The sequence below is a fragment of the Nocardia sp. IFM 10818 genome, assembly GCF_054655275.1.
In genome coordinates this window covers 1,773,692-1,792,103 of sequence record NZ_BAAHJH010000001.1, presented here as the reverse complement: position 1 = coordinate 1,792,103, position 18,412 = coordinate 1,773,692, and the positions used below count along the sequence as shown (strand labels likewise).

The 18,412-nt window shown below is 67.3% G+C and carries 24 protein-coding genes; 16 read left to right on the top strand and 8 right to left on the bottom strand.

The window, feature by feature from the left end:
* Positions 1–206: 206 nt before the first annotated feature.
* The 5 genes from ACYQ5L_RS07985 (at position 207) to rplL (ending at position 4,856) form a co-directional block, all read left to right on the top strand.
* Complete coding sequence (locus ACYQ5L_RS07985) at positions 207–1,715, top strand: APC family permease (RefSeq protein WP_459956751.1); 1,509 nt, start codon at positions 207–209, stop codon at positions 1,713–1,715.
* On the top strand, positions 1,712–2,449 hold the full coding sequence (locus ACYQ5L_RS07980) for an IclR family transcriptional regulator (RefSeq protein WP_459956749.1): 738 nt from the start codon (positions 1,712–1,714) through the stop codon (positions 2,447–2,449). The genes ACYQ5L_RS07985 and ACYQ5L_RS07980 overlap by 4 nt, the downstream gene beginning before the upstream one ends.
* A 276-nt stretch (positions 2,450–2,725) precedes the next feature.
* The gene (locus ACYQ5L_RS07975; protein WP_459956747.1) at positions 2,726–4,153 is read left to right on the top strand and encodes a lipase family protein; all 1,428 of its coding nucleotides are present in this window, start codon (positions 2,726–2,728) and stop codon (positions 4,151–4,153) included.
* A gap of 109 nt (positions 4,154–4,262) precedes the next feature.
* Positions 4,263–4,430 (top strand): hypothetical protein, encoded by a 168-nt coding sequence (locus ACYQ5L_RS07970; RefSeq protein WP_157554848.1) that lies wholly within the window; start codon positions 4,263–4,265, stop codon positions 4,428–4,430.
* A 39-nt stretch (positions 4,431–4,469) separates the two neighbouring features.
* Positions 4,470–4,856 (top strand): 50S ribosomal protein L7/L12, encoded by a 387-nt coding sequence (gene rplL / locus ACYQ5L_RS07965; protein WP_459956745.1) that lies wholly within the window; start codon positions 4,470–4,472, stop codon positions 4,854–4,856.
* 1 nt (position 4,857) lies between these two features.
* On the opposite strand, the gene ACYQ5L_RS07960 is transcribed toward rplL, so the two are convergent.
* The 3 genes from ACYQ5L_RS07960 to ACYQ5L_RS07950 all read right to left on the bottom strand — a co-directional run bounded on the left by ACYQ5L_RS07960 (position 4,858) and on the right by ACYQ5L_RS07950 (position 7,179).
* Positions 4,858–5,715: an NAD(P)H-binding protein gene (locus ACYQ5L_RS07960; protein ID WP_459956743.1), complete on the bottom strand. Its 858-nt coding sequence runs from the start codon at positions 5,713–5,715 to the stop codon at positions 4,858–4,860.
* Between the two features lie 11 nt (positions 5,716–5,726).
* Positions 5,727–6,728 carry a saccharopine dehydrogenase NADP-binding domain-containing protein gene (locus tag ACYQ5L_RS07955; protein WP_459956740.1) on the bottom strand — a complete coding sequence of 334 codons (1,002 nt, stop codon included), beginning with the start codon at positions 6,726–6,728 and terminating at the stop codon, positions 5,727–5,729.
* Between the two features lie 112 nt (positions 6,729–6,840).
* Entirely contained in the window at positions 6,841–7,179 is a 339-nt protein-coding gene (locus ACYQ5L_RS07950) for a winged helix-turn-helix transcriptional regulator (RefSeq protein WP_459956737.1), read from the bottom strand.
* Between the two features lie 116 nt (positions 7,180–7,295).
* On the opposite strand from ACYQ5L_RS07950, the gene ACYQ5L_RS07945 reads away from it, so the two are divergent.
* The 3 genes from ACYQ5L_RS07945 to ACYQ5L_RS07935 all read left to right on the top strand — a co-directional run bounded on the left by ACYQ5L_RS07945 (position 7,296) and on the right by ACYQ5L_RS07935 (position 9,158).
* Entirely contained in the window at positions 7,296–7,622 is a 327-nt protein-coding gene (locus ACYQ5L_RS07945) for a hypothetical protein (RefSeq protein ID WP_459956735.1), read from the top strand.
* Positions 7,623–7,629: 7 nt separating this feature from the next.
* Positions 7,630–8,271, top strand: a complete 642-nt coding sequence (locus ACYQ5L_RS07940; RefSeq protein ID WP_459956733.1) for a cysteine hydrolase family protein — start codon at positions 7,630–7,632, stop codon at positions 8,269–8,271.
* Positions 8,272–8,342: 71 nt separating this feature from the next.
* Positions 8,343–9,158: a ParA family protein gene (locus ACYQ5L_RS07935; protein ID WP_459956731.1), complete on the top strand. Its 816-nt coding sequence runs from the start codon at positions 8,343–8,345 to the stop codon at positions 9,156–9,158.
* Positions 9,159–9,168: 10 nt separating this feature from the next.
* On the opposite strand, the gene ACYQ5L_RS07930 is transcribed toward ACYQ5L_RS07935, so the two are convergent.
* A complete protein-coding gene (locus ACYQ5L_RS07930) occupies positions 9,169–9,780 on the bottom strand; it encodes a maleylpyruvate isomerase family mycothiol-dependent enzyme (protein ID WP_459963352.1) in 612 nt (203 codons plus the stop codon).
* Between the two features lie 599 nt (positions 9,781–10,379).
* Here ACYQ5L_RS07930 and ACYQ5L_RS07925 point away from each other — a divergent pair.
* From ACYQ5L_RS07925 to ACYQ5L_RS07895, 7 genes are all read left to right on the top strand, one after another.
* Positions 10,380–10,628: a hypothetical protein gene (locus ACYQ5L_RS07925; protein WP_459956729.1), complete on the top strand. Its 249-nt coding sequence runs from the start codon at positions 10,380–10,382 to the stop codon at positions 10,626–10,628.
* A gap of 56 nt (positions 10,629–10,684) precedes the next feature.
* Positions 10,685–10,945, top strand: coding sequence for a hypothetical protein (locus ACYQ5L_RS07920; RefSeq protein WP_459956727.1), 261 nt, complete (start codon positions 10,685–10,687; stop codon positions 10,943–10,945).
* 80 nt (positions 10,946–11,025) lie between these two features.
* Positions 11,026–11,475: a hypothetical protein gene (locus ACYQ5L_RS07915; protein ID WP_459956725.1), complete on the top strand. Its 450-nt coding sequence runs from the start codon at positions 11,026–11,028 to the stop codon at positions 11,473–11,475.
* Between the two features lie 216 nt (positions 11,476–11,691).
* The gene (locus tag ACYQ5L_RS07910; protein WP_459956723.1) at positions 11,692–12,027 is read left to right on the top strand and encodes a hypothetical protein; all 336 of its coding nucleotides are present in this window, start codon (positions 11,692–11,694) and stop codon (positions 12,025–12,027) included.
* Between the two features lie 100 nt (positions 12,028–12,127).
* Positions 12,128–12,826, top strand: coding sequence for a hypothetical protein (locus tag ACYQ5L_RS07905; protein ID WP_459956720.1), 699 nt, complete (start codon positions 12,128–12,130; stop codon positions 12,824–12,826).
* A 194-nt stretch (positions 12,827–13,020) separates the two neighbouring features.
* Positions 13,021–13,710: an SMI1/KNR4 family protein gene (locus tag ACYQ5L_RS07900; RefSeq protein WP_459956718.1), complete on the top strand. Its 690-nt coding sequence runs from the start codon at positions 13,021–13,023 to the stop codon at positions 13,708–13,710.
* Between the two features lie 249 nt (positions 13,711–13,959).
* The gene (locus ACYQ5L_RS07895) at positions 13,960–15,039 is read left to right on the top strand and encodes a protein kinase family protein (protein ID WP_459956716.1); all 1,080 of its coding nucleotides are present in this window, start codon (positions 13,960–13,962) and stop codon (positions 15,037–15,039) included.
* A 48-nt stretch (positions 15,040–15,087) separates the two neighbouring features.
* Here ACYQ5L_RS07895 and ACYQ5L_RS07890 read toward each other — a convergent pair whose 3' ends face one another.
* Positions 15,088–15,405 (bottom strand): DUF222 domain-containing protein, encoded by a 318-nt coding sequence (locus tag ACYQ5L_RS07890; RefSeq protein ID WP_459956714.1) that lies wholly within the window; start codon positions 15,403–15,405, stop codon positions 15,088–15,090.
* A gap of 142 nt (positions 15,406–15,547) precedes the next feature.
* Complete coding sequence (locus tag ACYQ5L_RS07885; protein ID WP_459956712.1) at positions 15,548–16,219, bottom strand: NAD(P)-dependent oxidoreductase; 672 nt, start codon at positions 16,217–16,219, stop codon at positions 15,548–15,550.
* Between the two features lie 81 nt (positions 16,220–16,300).
* Between ACYQ5L_RS07885 and ACYQ5L_RS07880 the strand changes: the two genes are divergently transcribed.
* Positions 16,301–17,263 carry an AraC family transcriptional regulator gene (locus ACYQ5L_RS07880; RefSeq protein WP_459956710.1) on the top strand — a complete coding sequence of 321 codons (963 nt, stop codon included), beginning with the start codon at positions 16,301–16,303 and terminating at the stop codon, positions 17,261–17,263.
* Between the two features lie 32 nt (positions 17,264–17,295).
* Here the strand turns inward: ACYQ5L_RS07880 and ACYQ5L_RS07875 are convergent, their stop codons facing one another.
* Both ACYQ5L_RS07875 and ACYQ5L_RS07870 read right to left on the bottom strand, forming a co-directional pair.
* Positions 17,296–17,754, bottom strand: coding sequence for a hypothetical protein (locus ACYQ5L_RS07875; protein WP_459956708.1), 459 nt, complete (start codon positions 17,752–17,754; stop codon positions 17,296–17,298).
* Positions 17,755–17,873: 119 nt separating this feature from the next.
* Positions 17,874–18,320: a MarR family winged helix-turn-helix transcriptional regulator gene (locus tag ACYQ5L_RS07870; RefSeq protein WP_459956706.1), complete on the bottom strand. Its 447-nt coding sequence runs from the start codon at positions 18,318–18,320 to the stop codon at positions 17,874–17,876.
* Positions 18,321–18,412 lie beyond the last annotated feature (92 nt).

Genomic DNA, 18,412 nt, shown 5'->3' with positions numbered 1-18,412 from the left:
CGCCGTCGATCCGCGAAATGCGTTCGCACAGAAGTCTCGAATCGATCCGATTCGGCGCTGCTACGCCCGGGAAACGTTTCGGCGGTCGCCGAGTGGGACGGCCCGCGGCGGGTTCTCACTCGGCGACAAACGGCCGTCGCGCGGCCGAAACGCACCGGAAACCCGGCCTGGATACGCTCGCCCGCACCCGATCTGGAGGTGTGCCGATGGGCGCTCTGGCCGATGCCGTGGCACGGTCGTTCACGGCCGGCGAGCCCGACCGGCCGGCCATGTCACCGCTGCGCGCGCTGGGCCGCAGGCGGCTGTCCCCGATCGAGGTGCTCGGCCAGTCGGTCGCCACCACCGCGCCCGCGGCCTCCATGGTGCTGCTCCCGGTCACCATGTTCACGCACGCGACCTGGCTGCCCGGGCTGGTCACCATTGCGGCGGCCACCGCGGTGGTGATGCTGATCGCGCACTGCGTCGCGCAGTTCACCCGGCGTCTCGCGGCCGCGGGCGGCCTCTACACCTTCGTTTTCCAGGGCCTGGGCACCAGGGCGGCGCTGGCCTGCGGCGCCGGACTGCTGGCGAAGTATCTGGGCAGCGGCGCGATCACCCTGTATCACGGCGGGCAGGCCGTGCTCGTGCTGCTGGCGCAGTTCGGCATCCAGCCGCGCGGATGGGGCGTGGCGGCAGTCTATTTCGCGGTCGCTGTGACCATTGCGAGCGTGCTGGTGCGGGGGGTGCGATTCGCGGCGGTGGTGATCCTGGCGGTGGAGGCGTGCTCGCTGATCTTCATCGTGGGACTGCTGCTGGCCGGGGCGGCCGGAATCGACCCGCCCGCGCCGCCGGCCGCACCGGCCGGACCGGGTGTGCTGTTCGTGGCGATGCGCGCGCTGTTCGGGCTCGCGGGATTCGAGAGCGCCGCCTTCTTCGCGCCGGAGACCAAGCGGCCGCTGGTCACGGTCACCCGCACGGTGCTGCTCACCCCGCTGCTGTGCGGCACGCTGTTCGTCTTCGCGGGCTGGGCGGCCTGCACCGGCCGGGCCGACGTGCTGGTCAGCGCGTATCTGCACGGCACCGCGGGCGGCGTGGGGCCGGTCGTGGTGATCCTGCTGAATATCGGGCTCACCTGTTCCTGGCTGGCCTCGTCCATGGCGTCGTCGAATGCCGCCTCGCGGCTGGTGTATTCGATGGGCCTGGAAGGCGTACTGCCGCGGTTCTGCACCCGCATCGGCGCGCGGCTGCGCACCCCGCACCTCGCGCTGGCCGCCATTGTCGGCACCACCACGACCGGCGGGCTGCTCTTCGCCGCCGCGGACGGCGTGCCCGCCTCGATGAGCACCGCGGTCCGCACCGCGCTCGTCACGGTCTACATTCTCGTGGCGGTGGCGACGGTGCGCTTCCTGCGGCGCATCCACGAGATGACGCGTGCCGACCTGTACGCGGGCTGGATCGGCGCCGCGGCGCTGTCGGCCACCCTCGGCTGCCTGATGGTCACCCAGGCCCGGGACGGCGCCTTCGCCGCGGCCGCCGCGGTGGCCGGTGTGCTGGCGGCGGGCGCGGCCTGGCATCTCTACCTGTCCCTCGCCCGCCCCCGGAGCCTGTGCGCCATCGGCGTTTTCGACAGTCCCGAATCCGCCGATGTGCTGCCCGGCGCCGGAGTGTTCGCCGTCAACGCGCGCGGCAGCATCGCCCTGGTCGGCGCGCAGCGCGGCGACCCCCGCGAGTCGTGACCACGGTCGTGCGCGGCGGACCCGCCGGCCATGAACCGCGCGCCGTGCAGAAGGCCCTGGCGCTGCTGGAGGCCGTGGCCCAGCTGGGACCGGGCGCGACGGCCAAATCCATCGCGGCGCATACCGGCGTGCCGCCCGCCACGGCCTACCGGTTGCTGAATCTCCTGGTGGCGGACGGTTATCTGGTCCGGGTCGAAGACCTCTCCGGTTTCGCCCTCGGCCGGCGCACCCGCGAACTCGCGGCGGCCGCAACCGAACCCGGCCCGCCCCCGGACAGCCGCCGCATCCTCGCCGAACTGCGCGCGCAACTCCGCTACGGAATCCACCTCGCCTCGTTCAGCGGCCGCCGGATCCGCCTGATCGACAAGGATCCCGACCACGAGCTCAGCGGGGAGAACGTTCTCACGGCGCACCCGCACGCCTCGGCCATCGGGAAACTTCTCATCGCCCGGCATCCGGAACTGGCTCCCGGCCGGCCCCGCAGGATCACGGCATTCACCATCACCTCCCCCGCACAGCTCACCGCGGAACTCCACCGCGTCGCCACCGCAAACCTGGCCACGGAGGTCGATGAATGCCGGATCGGCCGCAGCGCGGTCGCCGTGCCCGTCCACGGCGACCAGGGCGTCGTGACCGGGGCGCTGGCCGCCATCGGCCGCACCGGCCATATCGCCATTCACGACCGCGACCTGATCGACCTGCTGAAAGGCTTCGCCGCCCGGCTGCGCACCTGATCGTCCGGCGCTGCTGTCACCGGGCGGCGGTGCACCCCGTCCGAGTCGGGGCGGACGGTCGGACGGGGGCTTCCACCTTGCCGGCTCCCGGGGGGCGAGTCCGCGCCGACAGCGACCAACAGTAGGCGAGCAAATCCCTGGACATCATGACGATCGAAGCCTGCGAAGCTGACAATCCGTGCCGCACGACGGCAGCCAGCGGGTTCATCTCGAGTTCACAATGGAATAACGTCCCAAATCCCCGGTTTGCCCGGTTTTGGTTGTAGTTTGCGAATCGTGAAATATCTGACGGCTACTGCGGCCACGGTGCTGATGGGTTTTTCGCTGACAATGGGGCAGACGACGGCGCGGGCCGAGGTACCGCCGCCGGTTCCGCCTATTTCCCTCGCGCCTCCTGCCGGATTGCCGCAGGGGCCGAATCCGCTGCAGCAGTGGATCGACGCGCATATTCCGAAACCGACGCAGATCGTGCCGCGGGCCGCGCGGCCGGCGCCGGGAAATGTGCCCGCGGATTTGATGCCGCTGTGGCACGCCGTGCAGTCCGCGCCGACCGGGGATCCCTTGTTCGATATATGGCCGGTCGATCTCGAGCGGTACGCGCCCGGCGACATTCTGGAAACACGGGATGTGACGGGCACGGCGTTTCCGATGCTGCTGTTCACGACGGGCACCACGATTCAGCGGGCCACCCTGATCAAATTCCGGACCACCAACTCCGCGGGCGCGCCGTCCATCGGGACCGCGACGCTGATACTGCCGGCCAGGGCGTGGACGGGGCCGGGCGCGCAGCCGGTGCTGCTGAACGCGACGGCGATCAATGCGCTCAGCCGCAAGTGCACGACCGGATATGTGCTGGCCCACGGGCTGGAGGTGCCGACCGGGCAGGACTTCTCGCCCTCGCCGACGCTGTGGGCGGCCGAGCGCGGGTACGCGGTGGTCATTCCCGATCACGAGGGACCGCTCATGAGCTATGCGGAGCCGACGGTCGCGGGCCACGCCATGCTGGATTCCATTCGCGCGGTGCGCAATTTCGCGCCGGAGCAATTCGGGCAGAGCCGGTTCGCCTCGACCGGGTATTCCGGGGGCGCCATCGCCTCGTATGCCGCGGCCATGCTGGCCGATGAATACGCACCTGAGCTGACGCCCTATCTCGCCGGGGCGAGTTTCGGCGGTTTGACCACCGATTACCGGGCCTTCGCGCACAACTTCGACGGCTCCTACATTTCCGGATTCCTGCTCACCATCGCGCTCGCCATTGCCCGGGAGCATCCGGAGATACTCAGTGTGATGAATCATCTGGCGGAGTGGGCGGCGACCTCGCCGGTCAAGGAGATATGCAGCGGCAGTTTCGGCGGGCTCGGCATGGCCCCCATTCCCTTCGAGACCGTGGCCAATATCGACGAGCCGCTCGACAGCGCGCTCGCCGAGGAAATCTTCGATCGGCTGAGTCTCACCGGCCGCAAATCCGCCATTCCGCTGTTCGTCTACCACGGGCTGCACGATCCCTGGATTCCGGTGTCGGGCGCCGAACAGCTGCATCGGGAGCAGTGCGCGCTCGGCGTCGCGGTGACCAAGAATATTGTCGGCGGGGAACATCTGCTCGCCTACCTCAACTCCTACCCCGCGACCATGGAGTGGCTGGATCAGCGCTTGCGCGGGGTGCCCGCGACCGGCGCCTGCGGTGGCGCGGCGGGCGCACGGTAACGATCCGGCGGCTGCACGATGAGCAGAATGACTACGGCGGCATTGAGCGGCGGATAAACGGGAACTCCTCGGGCGATAAGCATTTCGTCGGCTCCCCGAGGAGGATGACATGGACGAGCCGGTCTGCATCGACTGCTGGCGCCGCGACCACCTCACCTTCGTCCAGCGGTTGGATCCGGCCTACATCACCCCCGGCCCGGTGCATCGCTGCGCCATGCACCGCCGCCATCTCGAGGATCTTCGCAAGGGCCCCGAGAGCACCGAGGAAGCCGCGTAACCTGAACGTATTGCCTGGTCGCGGTTGCAGGGGAATGTTATGGCCAAGATGTCCATCGACGAGTTGCTCGATGTTTTCAAAGGTATGACGCTGCTGGAGCTTTCGGAGTTCCTCAAGGCGTTCGAAGACGAATTCGGGGTGACCGCCGCCGCGCCGGTGGCCACCGCCGCCGCCCCGGAGGCCGGGCCCGCGGTGGATACGGCCGAGGAGCAGAGCGAGTTCGATCTGGTTCTGGAATCCTTCGGGGACAAGAAGATTCAAGTCATCAAGGCCATGCGCGAGGTCATTCCCGGCCTGGGCCTCAAAGAGGCGAAGGATCTGGTCGAAGCGGCGCCGCAGCCCGTCCTGGAGAAGGTGGACCGCAGCGCCGCGGAGAACGCGAAGGCCAAGCTGGAGGCCGCCGGGGCCCGGGTGGCCCTGCGCTGAGCTATCGTTCGCCGGCGCCCGCCACGTAATCGCGCAGCGTGCGGGGCGGGCGGCCGGTGAACTGTTCGATGGTTTCGGTCACGCGGAACAGTTCGTGCCCGGATCCGATGGCGGCGAACATGGTCCACAGATGGGTCAGATGGTCGACGGTGACCTCGTCCCGGTAGATGCCCATGGCGGTCCGGGCGTATTCCTCCGGATCGAGATCGACATAAGGGACGCCGAAGGTTTCGGCCGCCTCGCCGACGGTCATGACCTCCCCCGCCAGCCAGAGCACCGGATCGACCGCGCCCTCGGTGCGCAGCACTCCCGCGCCCACACCGGCGACGTCCGCGGCGGCGATCAAGGGCAGCACCGTATCCGGGGAGCCCAGGGGCAGCGCCAGTTCACCGCGATCGCCGATGGCCACGCGCAGGTTCTCGAAGAACACCGCGGCGCGCAGGTGCACCGCGCCGATGCCGGCCCGGTCGAGCGCCTGTTCGGCGACCCAGTGCCGGCGCATGTGCGGGGTGCCCGCGGCGGGGTCCGAGCCCAGCTGTGAGGTCGCGACCACGCGCTCCAGGCCCGCCTCGGTCCCGGCGGCGGCGAAAACCGCTGCCGCGTCGAGCATTCCGGCGCTCACCGGATAGGTGAAGTAGGCCCGCCGCACCCCGCGCACCGCGGGTCGCACGGCGCTGATCTCGCGCAGATCACCCACCACCATTTCGGCGCCGAGGTCCTTCAGTTCCGCGGCGCGCCCATCATCGCTGTGCACGAACGCGCGCACCGGCAGTCCATCGCGGACAAGGGTTTCCGTGACCATGCGGCCGGTGGCGCCCTGGCTGCCGCCGCCCGCGCCCGTGACGAGGATCGGTTCCATGGCCGTTCTCCTCACTGCTGTTTCGGCAGGGCGAGCTCGAATACGCCCTGTCCGGCCAGGGCGGTCAGGAACTCGGTCGCGTCGAAGGTCTCGGCGGGACTCGCCACGCCGCTCTTGGCCGCGCCCTCGGTGAGCCGGACCGCGGCCTCCACCGAGGCCACCGCGGCGGCCCGCCACAGATCCCGGCCGCGCAGGTGCCCGGCCGCCGGTTGCGCGCCGATAACCTGTGCGGCAATGGTGAATTCGCTGTTCGCGCGTTCCTCGGCGGCGACGTGCTCGCTGCTGAACGCCTGCTCCTCCTCGAAGGTGCGCGCGGTCAGCTGCGCCTCCACCGCCCGTGTGCGGGTATGGCGCGGAATGGTGACCGCCTCCGGGAACGGCACCGGCGCGATCACCGTGCGCGGGCCCACCGGAGGCGGGAAGGCGAACACCGCATTGCGCGGCTCCACGAAACCGACCTGCCGCTCACCGTCGGCGAATCCGATGCGCTCGGTATCGGCGAACAGCAGGCGCGCGGTCTCCACCGCGCCGTGGGTCATCATCCAGTTGGTCACCGCGTAGGCCACGGTGATCCGCTCGATATCGGCCAGCCCGCGCGCGACCGCGCCGGCCAGCAGATCACCCAGCCCGCCATAGAAGCTCACACTGGGCAGCATGGTGATCCCGGCGCGCTGCGCGGATTCCTGGAACTCCTCCAGCAGCCGCCGCACATGGTGCACCTCGACGGCATGGTCGACGTAATGGCAGCCGCCCTCGACGGCGGCGGTGGCGACGGGCGCGCCGGTTTCGGCGAACGGCCCGGCGCAATGGATCACCACATCGGCGACCTCGGCCAGCGCCCGCAGCGCGGCGGGATCATCGAGCGGCGCGGGCATGATTCGCGGCGGGCCGAGCGCGGCGAGTGCGTCCGGATTCCGCCCGGACAGGACGACATCCTTTCCGCGGGAGAGAAGTTCGGCGGTGACCAGCCGACCGGTGTGACCGGTGGCCCCGTACACGGCGAAAACGGTCATGAGGATCAACTCTTGGAACTCGGGACAGGGCATCACGCCCCCGGACCCTCAGCCTAGGCGCGGCGCTCGCCTCCGCGCAGCAGTTCTGCGAACATACTTTCGAATGATCGGATTACGGCGCCTCGATCGTGATACCGGTTCGCGCACCGCGCTTCTCGCCCCACTCGTAGAGGGCGGTGAGGACCGGGACCAGGCTCCGGCCCTCCTCGGTCAGGTCGTATTCCACCTGCGGCGGGACGGTCTCGTGGACGGTGCGCAGCACGAATCCGTCCGATTCCAGTTCGCGCAGTTGCTGAATCAGCATTTTCTCACTGGTGGCGGGCATAAGGCGGCGGAGTTCGCCGTAGCGGTGCACGCCTTCCTTGAGGTGGGCGAGGATCACCGGTTTCCATTTGCCGCCGATGAGGTCGACGGTCACCTCGACGGGGCAGTAGTAGCGCTTCGCGACCATCTCTCGTCTCCGGTACTTACCGAAAAGTGCGTTCTTGTAACACTGTAATCACCGGGCTTCCATGGACTGCGTACCGCGGCGTCCGGCCGCGACGACGAGTACGGAGTTCACATCCTATGAAGGTCATTACTTTCGACCGATTCAAGCCCGGCGTGACCATGGAGACCATTACGCCGTTCCTGCCGGAGGAGGTCGCCAATGTGTGGCGGCTGTGGAAGGCCGGGATCGTGCGGGAGAACTATGCGCGCGCCGACGAGCCCGGGGTGGTCATCGTGTGGGAGGTGGACAGCGTCGAGGAGGCCAAGCGCTATATCGACGACTTTCCGCTCAGCAAAAAGGGATTCCTGGAATGGACCTACATTCCGGTGACCGCTCCCCTGCCGCTCGAGGCGCTCATGGACGCCTCGGTCGACGTGGCCGAGCCCTACGACCGGACCAAGTGAGGTTCGCATGCGCTACGCATACGGCCTGACCATTCCGCAGACCGTCGAGGACGTCTGCGATCCGGCGCGGATGGCGGTGGTCATCTACGACATGCAGGTGGGCATCGTCGGCCAGATTCCGGACGGGGAGCGCATTGCCGAAGCCTGCCGCCGGTTGCGGGATACGGCGCGGGAGAACGGATTCCGGGTGTTCTACACCCGGCACATGTCGCTTCCGGGTCCCGTGGCGGGCGTCGCTCAATTGCGCACGGCCATGGAGTGGCAGAAAGTCGACGACCCGACGGCGGTGCGCACCGCCTTCCCGCAGGGGTCACCGCAGTACCAATTGATTCCGGAGCTCGCTCCCGGACCGGACGAGGTCGTCTTCGACAAGATCACCATGTCCGCCTTCGCGGGCACGCCGCTCGATACCGTATTGCGCGACTTGCGCATCGACAGCTTCGCCATTGCCGGTATCGCCCTGGAGGTCGGTATCGAACCGACCGTTCGCCACGCCACCGACCTCGGCTATCTCCCCATCGTGGTGACCGACGCCTGCGGCGCCGGCCATCCGGAGGCCGCCGAACGCTCGCTGGCCACCCTCGCTTTCGCGGGCGGCTCCCGCACCACCGATGCCGCCACGCTGAAGAAGCTCATGCGCCGCGACTGAGGCGGCGGGCGTGAGCAATCCCTCAGCGGGGCCGTCGATGTGCCGCGAGGCGCGGCGACTAGCCTAGCGACATGCTGGCAAACTACACCCGGACTGATGAAGGAGGCCGAGCGCAGATCGTTGCGCTGTGTAATCAGAAGGGTGGAGTCGGCAAGACCACATCGACCATCAATCTGGGTGCCGCGCTTGCGGAATCCGGTCAGCGCGTCCTGCTGGTCGATCTCGATCCGCAGGGCGCGCTGTCCGCGGGCCTGGGCGTGCCGCCCAATGACCTGACCACCACCGTGTACGACTTGTTCGGCGCCTCACCGGTTCCCGTCGATCAGGTGCTGATGCAAACCCGGGTCGCCAATATGGATCTGCTGCCGAGCAATATCGATCTGTCCGCGGCGGAAATCCAGCTGGTCAACCAGATCGGCCGCGAGCAGTCGCTGCGCCGGGTCCTGGACCCGATTCGCGACCGCTACGACTACATCCTCATCGACTGCCAGCCCTCCCTGAGCCTGCTCACCGTGAACGCCCTGGCCTGCGCGGACGGGGTCATCATTCCCATGGAATGCGAGTTCTTCTCGCTGCGCGGCCTGGCCCTGCTGACCGACACCATGGACAAGGTCCGCGACCGCTTGAACCCGGGGCTGACCCTGTTCGGCATCGTGGTCACCATGTTCGATGCCCGCCTGACCCATTCCCGTCAGGTGAAGGCCCGCGTCGCCGAGGTCTTCGGCGGCAGCGTCTACGACACCGTGATCTCCCGGACGGTCCGCTTCCCCGACGCCACCATCGCCGGCGAACCCATCACCACCTGGGCGCCCAAATCCGCGGGCGCGGACCAGTACCGAGCGCTGGCCCGGGAGGTCGTCCAGCGCTCGGTCCGAGGCGTCGCGTGAGCGGCGACGGTCAGGCGTTCGCGATGCGTTCGCGCAGGGTCGCCACACCCGGCCCGGACAGGTCCGCACAGTAGGCGTCCCGCCCCGCCATAGCCATGGTCAGCGCAATCGTCGGCCCGCTGACCAGCGGTCCGTCACCCGCGCGGAACGGCCCGTCGGTCGCTTCGAGCCGCAGCCCCTTGCTGATGCTGCGGCCCGGCACCGTGAAATCCCGACTGGCGAAAAAGCGAGCGACCTCCGTGGTCGCCTCGATCACAGGCTCCCCCGGCAACCCCAGCGGCCGCCGAATGTCCTGCCCGTGCACCACCACTTCCCCGAGCCAGGCCGCCGTATGCCCCGAAGCCGCCGTGGTACTGGTGATGACCGCCCGGAACCGAGCCAGGGTCTCGGCCGGAGTCCCACCCCGGCACTCGGCCAGGCGCCGCGCATTGTGCACATCGAAATCGAACCGAGCCCCGATCACACTGCGCAACCACCGCAACCGCCCCAGACTCGCCGCCGCGGTGAGATGCGCAACTACCTCCTCCACCGTCCACTCCCCGCACAACGTCTCCCGCCCCCACTGCTCCTCGTCCAACCCCGCAAGCTCCTCAGCCAACCGAGCCCGCTCGGCATGAGCCATGCCCCACAACTCCCCCCGCGAAACAACGATCGACACCCGCCAACCTCCAGTCCAGCGCACCCGCCATAGTCCTGATCTGATGACGACACCCAGCCCGCAAACTAATCGCTCCCTGCGTGCGCAATGTCGAATCATCCCCGCCTGTAACGGTTTACGCCCACCCGGCGACTGACCGATATAAAGCTCCGCCGCGGTAGGGAGCGGAACATGCCCGATATATCAGGATCGTTGGCGCGATCAGCGCGCGACCAGTGGCGAAGCCTCAGACGGCCGACCATCGGCGCTCTCGCAGCAATCTCCCTGACCGTTGCCATTGTCGCCGCCATGTTTCCGGATGATCCGCCGCCCGCACCGGTCGGGAATTACTACCCGTCATTCCCCGTACTGATCAAACCCCTGCCCCAGCAGTCCCCGCCGACCAGCGTTCCGGCCACCGGCACCCCCACCCCACCGAAATGAATCCGCCGGGTCAGCAATCCATCCGATATACGCCTGCCCGTTGTCGTTTCGCATGCGGGGGATTACTGCGCGGCCGATTCGGTCAGCGCGCCGTGCGGCAGTACAGCGCGTTGGCGAGCCTGGATGTGATGATCACGCCCATGGATCAGTCCGTCGACCCGCGGATCAGGGATGCGGCCCTACCGTTCCTCCAGGGAAGGACCTCGGTTCCCGATTTCTGGGGCGACTTCAACACTGCGGTACGAGCCATCACCAAGGATCGCCCACTGCGTGGACTCGAGGTCGACCTCTTCGACGTGCTCGAGCAATGGGAGGCGACGACCTTCGAGCTTCGCCCGGATGTTGTCGACCGGATGCGCCGCATCGCAAGGGATGCGGCGGCGAGTTAGCGCGAGGTGGATCGAGCCGTAAGCGGCAATACAGTGTGTTAGCGAGCCTGGATGCGATGATCACGCCCATGGATCAGTCCGTCGACCCGCGGATCAAGGATGCGGCCCTACCGTTCCTCCAGGGAAGGACCTCGGTTCCCGATTTCTGGGGCGACTTCAACACTGCGGTACGAGCCATCACCAAGGATCGCCCACTGCGTGGGCTTGAGATCGACCTCTTCGACGTACTCGAGCAATGGGAAGCAACGATCTTCGAACTTCGCCCGGATGTTGTTGACCAGATGCGCCGCATCGCGAAGGATGCGGCGGCGAGATAGCGCGAGATGGATCGAGCCGGAAACGGCGGATGAATGCGCTCGGTGGGTAGCGCCTGCCCCGTCCGATGATCTAATGCGCTATGGATAAGTTCGATTCCTGGCTGAACCAGATCCATGACGAGGAAGGCGAATTGGCTTACCGTGCGGTCTATTCGGCCTACCGGTTGGCCATGAGCGGTGACGAGGTGGACGAATCCCGGGCGAAGAGCAGGCGCGGCCCCGATGGCAGCTTCGAGATTCACGCGGGTCGGGAATCCATCACCCTTGTCGACCACTCCGAACGTGTAGCTCTCGCCCAGTTCATCGCCGGCCGATACTGCAACGACGACTTTCCGACCATGGCGGAGTGGGAGCGGCAGCAAGACGATGATTGGGAGGACCGGCACCACTACTGGGGTATCGAAGATCCGGAGAACTGGCACACGCCGTGGACACCCTGGAAAGACCTCAAACGGTGGGTAGAAGACAAGTGGAGAGAACTGGGTTGGTGGTGGGCGCGCGCTACCAGCAAGCGCCGACCGAAGCAATAGCGGAATCTCTCACCCTGTGGAGTGCCCCGAGCCGATGCGGGAAATCGGCGGTTGCCGATGTTCCGCCAGCCTCGGATCGGCACGGCCAGTTGATCTTCCGATACCGCCGCGCTGGCCGGTTCGGCCAGCACGGTATGCGGCAGAAGAGGATGTTTGCCGTCCCGCTCTCGGTGAGCAGGCAGATCTCTCACACGCTGATGGTTGTATCGTTCGAGCATGACGGGGGTTCAGTTCCCGCGCCTGGCCGCGGTGTTTCCAGGCCTGGCCACCGAGATCGCCGAGTTGTTGGCCGACGAGGACGCGTGGCTTGCCGGAACCATCCAGGATCTGCGGTACTACGGTCGGTGCACCTGCACCGCCACCTGTCCGGTCCTGTTGACCGCACCGGGCGGCTCCCCCGGCCCAGGAGCTATTGCGCTGGAACGTGATGGCGAAGCGATCGCCTTGCTGAATTTCGATCCCGCCGGGAGATCGGTGACCGGGATCGAAGTGCTCGATGGCCGCGATCTGTCCATTCCGTCCGCTCGCGCTGGACACAGCCAGACGAGCTGAACCGTGCGCTCGGCGGGGATAGGTCAGCACGACCATCGGTAGATGAGTGCGTTCATTGGCCCCCGCCTGTTCGTCGTACGGCGATGTTACGTTGCCGGGCATGGATTTACAGTTGCCGCACCCTGATGTTCTGTGGGCCAGGGCGGCCTTGCTCGACGTCCTGCTGGCAGTGTTCGCTCGTGAGTGTTTCGAGCCGACAGAAGCCGCGCCCGATATCGGCACCCACGCGATCATCGGAGGCGGCCGTCTCACCAAGCAAGACGGGGCAGGTAACTGGTTCGAACTGATCATCTATCCGGATGACCGCGCGGTGCTGTTCGGGTGGGACGAATCCCACGAACTTGACGACACCGACTACGACCCGACCGCGGCCGCTCCCACATGGGTGTTGAACTCACACCTCGCGACCACCGATCCACGCGTTGTCGACGGAACACAGATCAGCTTCGTTCGGTGGTGGGAGAGCGGCGAATGGCACAGCACCCCAACCGATCTCAGCGATGGTTTCTACATGGTGTTGCGGAATCTCGCCGACAAGTCCATCGACGGCGAAATGAAGCAGTTCGCGGACTTCTCCGAGGAGATCTCCATCGACATCGATACCGACGAAGTCTTCGGCGTCATCGTTGACACAAAGCAACTGACGCAGATCCGAGAATTGGCCGATCAACGTCGGCTGACCCGTGACGACCTGGAGTTCCTGGGCGCGGAGCTGGTCGACCCGATCTGCGACTACCTTGAGCAGGCAGGTGTGTTGAGCGGAACCTCCAAGGCCACCGCGCTGCTCCCCTTGGACTAAGCGACGCCGCGAGTATCGTTCTGCATTCGGCAGTTCAGTGCGTTCGGCCGGCGCCAGATCGGCTCGGCCCGTGGACCTTCGCCCCGCCAGTGCTGGCAGGTTTGATCAGCGCGACCAGCGCCAAAGTAGTGCGTTCGGATCAGATCGAGAATCCGTGTCGGCGATAGGTCGGAGGCTGCTGCTAGGTTGCGATCATGCTCGTGCTTGAGGTCTTCGACAGATACGTCCGCTGGCTGCAGGACAACGTGCCCCACGCCTACGAAAACCTCGCTCCGCCAGCAACTCCCGCTGAACTCGACGCCCTGCAGGACCACCTCGGCTACCAGCTACCCGTCGAGGTCCGAGCTGTCCTGGCCGTACACAACGGCCAGAGATCGACCGACACCGCAGAACGCACCGAATACGCTACCCCCTGCCTACCCACCCTGTCGTTTCTGTCCACCACTCTGATACAAGAGTGCTGGGACCGATGGAACGACCTGCGCGACACCCCCGATCTCGAACAACTCCAAGACATAGGCGACGTCTTTCCCGGCGCCGCCGGCCTGGTCAAACCGCTGTACACCTCACCCGGCTGGATCCCGCTATGGTCCGACCCGATCAACGCCGACTACATCGGCCTCGACCTCGACCCCGACATCCAGGGAACACCCGGCCAGATCATCAACTTCGGCCGCGACGAGGAACGCCATTTCGTCTGCGCACCCGACTACTCCAGCCTCCTACAAATCCTCCTCGACGAAGTCCTCACCGGCGCCTGGCCCGCCACCAAGATGGAAACCGAACTCCCCGACGGCAACTGGACCGACCTACCCTGGTTCGGCAACCCAGACGATCACTTCTTCAACGCACTCCACACCCGCTTCAAATCCCAAACAACCTGACACCGGATGCACTGCATTCGGCATGAGCGCGCACTGAGACGCTCGAAGTTGATCTCGGGCCGTTGATCTTCCACGCGGTGGTGTCGGCCGCGCCGGAATGCGCTGGTTGCGGATAGTTTCGGAGTTATGGCAGGTCAGGGATCGCGATAGGCTGACTGTTGATTGCGATGGAATCGTCAGTGCGACAGGGGGATTGTGGTTGTGCGCGGCAGGGAGGCCATATCGCGCGACGCGGCGAGAGACCGTGACGTGTCCCGACCGGAGCGGTTGCGCGTCTACCGTGCCGTATCCACGGCGCTGGCGCTGTACAGCGATCATGCGTTGTGGGGGTTAGTGGATGCGGCAGCGCCGCTCGGTGCCGGGATCGGCGGGAAGTCGGCGTTGCTGGAGGTCGCCGGAACCCCGGTTTTCGTGAAGCGGGTGCCCCTCACCGATTTGGAACGGCAAGCCGAACACGTTCGGTCCACGGCGAATCTGTTCGGCCTGCCGCTGTTCCATCATTACGGCGTCGGCCTCGTCGGTGGCGCGGGCTTCGGGGCCTGGCGCGAGCTCGCGGTGCACACCATGACGACGAATTGGGTGCTCGCTGCTGAATTCGAGGGCTTTCCGCTGATGTATCACTGGCGGGTGCTGCCGGATGCGACGCTGTTGCCGGCCGAGCTCGCCGACATCGATCGCGCCGTCGCCTACTGGGGTGGCCGAGCGCAGGTGCGGCATCGGATCGAGGCTCTGCGGGAGGCTTCGGCGAGCATCGCGCTGTTCCTGGAGTACATCCCGCACACGCTGCACGAGTGGCTGAACGCTCGGATCGAGGCGGGCGATGAGGCTGCCGACCGGGCCTGCGCCATGGTGGAGCGGGAACTGGCCGCCGGCACCGCGTTCATGAACAGCCGTGGGCTGCTGCATCTCGACGCGCACTTCTGGAACATCCTGACCGACGGTCGACGCCTCTACTTCGGCGACTACGGCCTGGCGCTGTCCTCGGCGTTCGACCTTTCGCCGGAGGAGGGCGCGTTCTTCGACCGGAACCAGAGCTACGACCGCGGCTTCACAGTCACCTATCTGGTGAACTGGCTGCTCACCGCTCTGTACGGGCTGCAAGGCCGGGAGGCACGCGCCGCGATGGTGCGTGCCATCGCCGCGGGCGAGCCGCCGGAGGGCATTCCCGAGGGAGCTGCCGCGGTCCTCACCCGGCACGCGCCGGTCGCCGCGGCGATGACCGTGTTCATGCGTTCGTTCCAACAGGAGAGCCGGAGCACCCCGTATCCGGACGAGGAGATCCGCCGCCTGCTGGACAGCCGGGCCGCTGTGTTCGTTCCGCCGGTGTGACGGACCGGAAGCAGGTGGGACCTACGGACAGGGGGCGGGGGCGCGGCCTCAGCTTGCTGCTGCCAGGACCCGCCATACTTTTCTGGGGCGTGAGCGGGGCTGGGGGGTTGCGTATTCGATTCGGCGGCGGGCTTCTTGGGTGCTGATGCGCAGGAGGTCGGTCAGGAGGTCTACGGTGTCGCGGTAGCCGGTGTCTGCGGCCAGGCCGCGGCGTTCGGCTTCGGCTACGGCCGCGCGCATGGCGGCGTCGAGGCGACGGCGGCGGCGTTCGGTTTCTACGAGGGTGCGGAGCAGGTCGACGTCGGCCAGGTCCGGCCATCCTGGTGCTGGAGCATTCGGCGCCAGCGCGGTCGAATGTGTCTTCACGGGCAGCAGCCTACCGCACGATAGAACATATGTTCGACAAATCTGGTTGGGAGATTTGGCGGTGTGTTCGGCGTGGGGGTTCGCGCCCGCCATGATCGCAGCCGGGGCGTGATCCGGTGCGCATGGCGGGCGGATGAACTGATCAGCGTCGGGGGGCGGCGGCCGAGACCGCTATGGATTCGCCGATGTAGGTGGACTTTTCGAGGGCGTCGGCGAAGACTCGGCCCACGGCGGCGCGGGGGACGTGCCAGCCGCCGACCTCGCCGGTCGGGGATACGAGGGCGGGGGCGGGGTCCTCGTCGCTGAGGTGGACGGGTTGCAGGATGGTCCAGTCCAGGCCGCTGCGGCGGACGATTTCCTCCTGACGGATGTGATCGGCCACCTGGTTGCCGATGACCAGGGGGTAGAAGATCTTGTCGATCATGCGGAGTTTGCCTGCGGTCGGGCCGATTCCGTAGACGCTGAGGACGAGCAGGCGGCGGACATTGTGACGGCGCATGGCCGCGACCACAGTGGCGGTGCCGCGGGAGCGGACTTCCATGGGGGTGTGGGCGGGGCCGAGAAGGCGGACGCGGAAGGGGTTTTCGGTGATGCCGAGCGCGATGACAACGGCGTCTTGACCGGCGACGGCGCTGTCGACGGCGGCGGGGTCGGTGGCATCACCGGTGATGGCGCGGAGGGACGGGGAGGTGCGGGAGTCGAGCAGGGTTTCGGCGTGGCGGGAGAAGGCGGTGACATCGTGGCCGCGAGTGAGGAGTTCGGCGACGACCGCCGCGCCGGTGCCGCCGGTAGCGCCCAGGACCAGGATTTTCATGGTGTTCCTTCGAGTGGAGAAGTGATATCTCCACGGTATGAAGGCGTGACTGGATGATCCATGACGGTTAGTCTCGGATCTGTGCTCGATCGTCCAGTCGCGGTGGCTCCCCGGGTTTCCCGGGATCCGTTGGGAGAGGCCCTGTTCCCGGTGCGGATGCAGGGCGTGTTCTATTCGCACACCGATGCGGGCGCGCCATGGGCGCTCGAGATTCCGCCGTACCCGGACTGCCTGGCCTTCCACGTGGTCGCCGAGGGCGAATGCCGGCTCGAGGTCGAGCACGAACCAGCGGTGGAGCTACGCGCCGGGGATATGGCGCTGGTGCCGCACGGCCGCGGCCACTGGCTGCGCAGCGAGCCCGGCGCCCCGGCGACCGGGCGCGTAGATGAACTGCCGCAGCGCATGTTCGGCGAGCGCTATTCGATCCTGTACTGCGGCGGCGACGGCCCGCGCACCGTAATGATATGCGGCGTAGTGAGTTTCGAGCAGCCCTCGGTGGGCCGCCTGCTCGACGTGCTGCCGCCGATCCTGTATCGCCCCGGCGGCGAGGATGATTCGCGCGTCCGCGATGTGCTGCGGCTGATGGCGGCCGAGCTGCGCCACATGCGCCCCGGCGGCGAGGCCGTGACCGTGCGACTGGCGGACGTCCTCGTCATCGAGGCCATCCGCGCCTGGCTGGCCGAGGCCCCCGCCGCCCGCACGGGATGGCTCGGCGCCCTGCGGGATCCGCAATTGGGCCGGGCCATCAGCGCCGTTCACCGCGACCCGGGCGCGCCCTGGACCGTCGCGACCCTCGCCCGCGAGGCCGCCATGTCCCGCTCGGCCTTCGCGGCCCGCTTCACCGAACTCGTCGGCGAACCCGCCATGCGCTATGTGACGCGCTGCCGAATGGAAGCCGCCCGCACCCGGCTCGCACACGGCGATACCGTCGCGGCGGTGGCGGCGACCATGGGCTACCAGTCCGAGGCCGCCTTCAGCCGGGCCTTCACCCGCATGGCCGGAGCCACTCCGGGCGGCATCCGCCGGGCCGCGGCGCCGTCCTAGCCGTTCACTCGAATGCGGCGGCCACCTCGTGGTCACGAACCGGGGCGGACGATCATGAGCACCACGACGATGGTCCACAGCAGGTTGTAGATGCCCGCCCACATGCCGAGGCGGCGCAGCTGTTTCCCGTCGTCGGGTTCGCGGAGGGCGTCGCGCTGCAGCGGGTGGATCAGGCCGGCGAGCAGGCCGCCCGCAATGGCCGTGAGCAGCATGGCGATGGTGATCCAGATTTCGCCCATGCGGTCCTGGGCGAGGGCCAGCGCGATGCCGACGCCCGGGACGATGAGCCCGAAGATGGCGTAGCTGCCGGTGATTCGATGCATGGCGCGGGCGACCGCCGGGTTGCGCTCGGACTCCACGGGTGGCTCACCGTCGGCGGCCGGCGCGGCGAGGACGGGTGCGTAGCGGGGAAACAGGCTGGCGGCGACGGCCGAACCGCCGACGAAGACAATGCCCGCGACCACATGGACGGACAGCAGGAGATGTTCCACGGAACCTTCCACCTTCAATACAGCTGAAGCTTCATGATGCGTGCAGACTAGCACCGGCCTTCAGGCAAGTTGAAGGGTGGGCTGCGGGGAGCGGCCCCGCGACCGCGAGGCAACCGCGATCAGGACTCGAGCGAGTTCACGAAGGCCGTGACAATGGCCGAGCCGACCTGCTGCTGGACGGGATCCGCTTCCGGACCGAACAAACGATCGTCCACTTCCAGCACCACCTTGCGCGCCTTACCGAGCAGACGAGTCCCCTTGGGCGTGAGCTCGATCGTCGAGGCGGATCCCGCGCGCGCGGTGCGATCGCGCACCAGATCCGCGGCCACCAGCGCTTTCACCGCCGTGTGCACGCTCTGCACACTGGTTCCCGACATGCGCGCCAGATCACTGAACGACGCACCCGGCACACCCGAGATATGCCCGAGCAGCGCGAGCCGGGCGACGGTCAGATCCAGTGGCGCGAGGGCGGCCCCGAGTTCCGTCTCGACCTTCCGCGCCAGGGTCAGCACCAGAATGGAGGCGCTCAGCACGGGCGGGCGGGGACGGTCTTTCTCGGTGGTCACCGACCCATCTTCGCCTACCGGCCAGGTCCGCGCGGCATCACAGTTGACCCACAACCGGTGTGTTGAACTTGTCAGCTATTTTTCAGCAAATA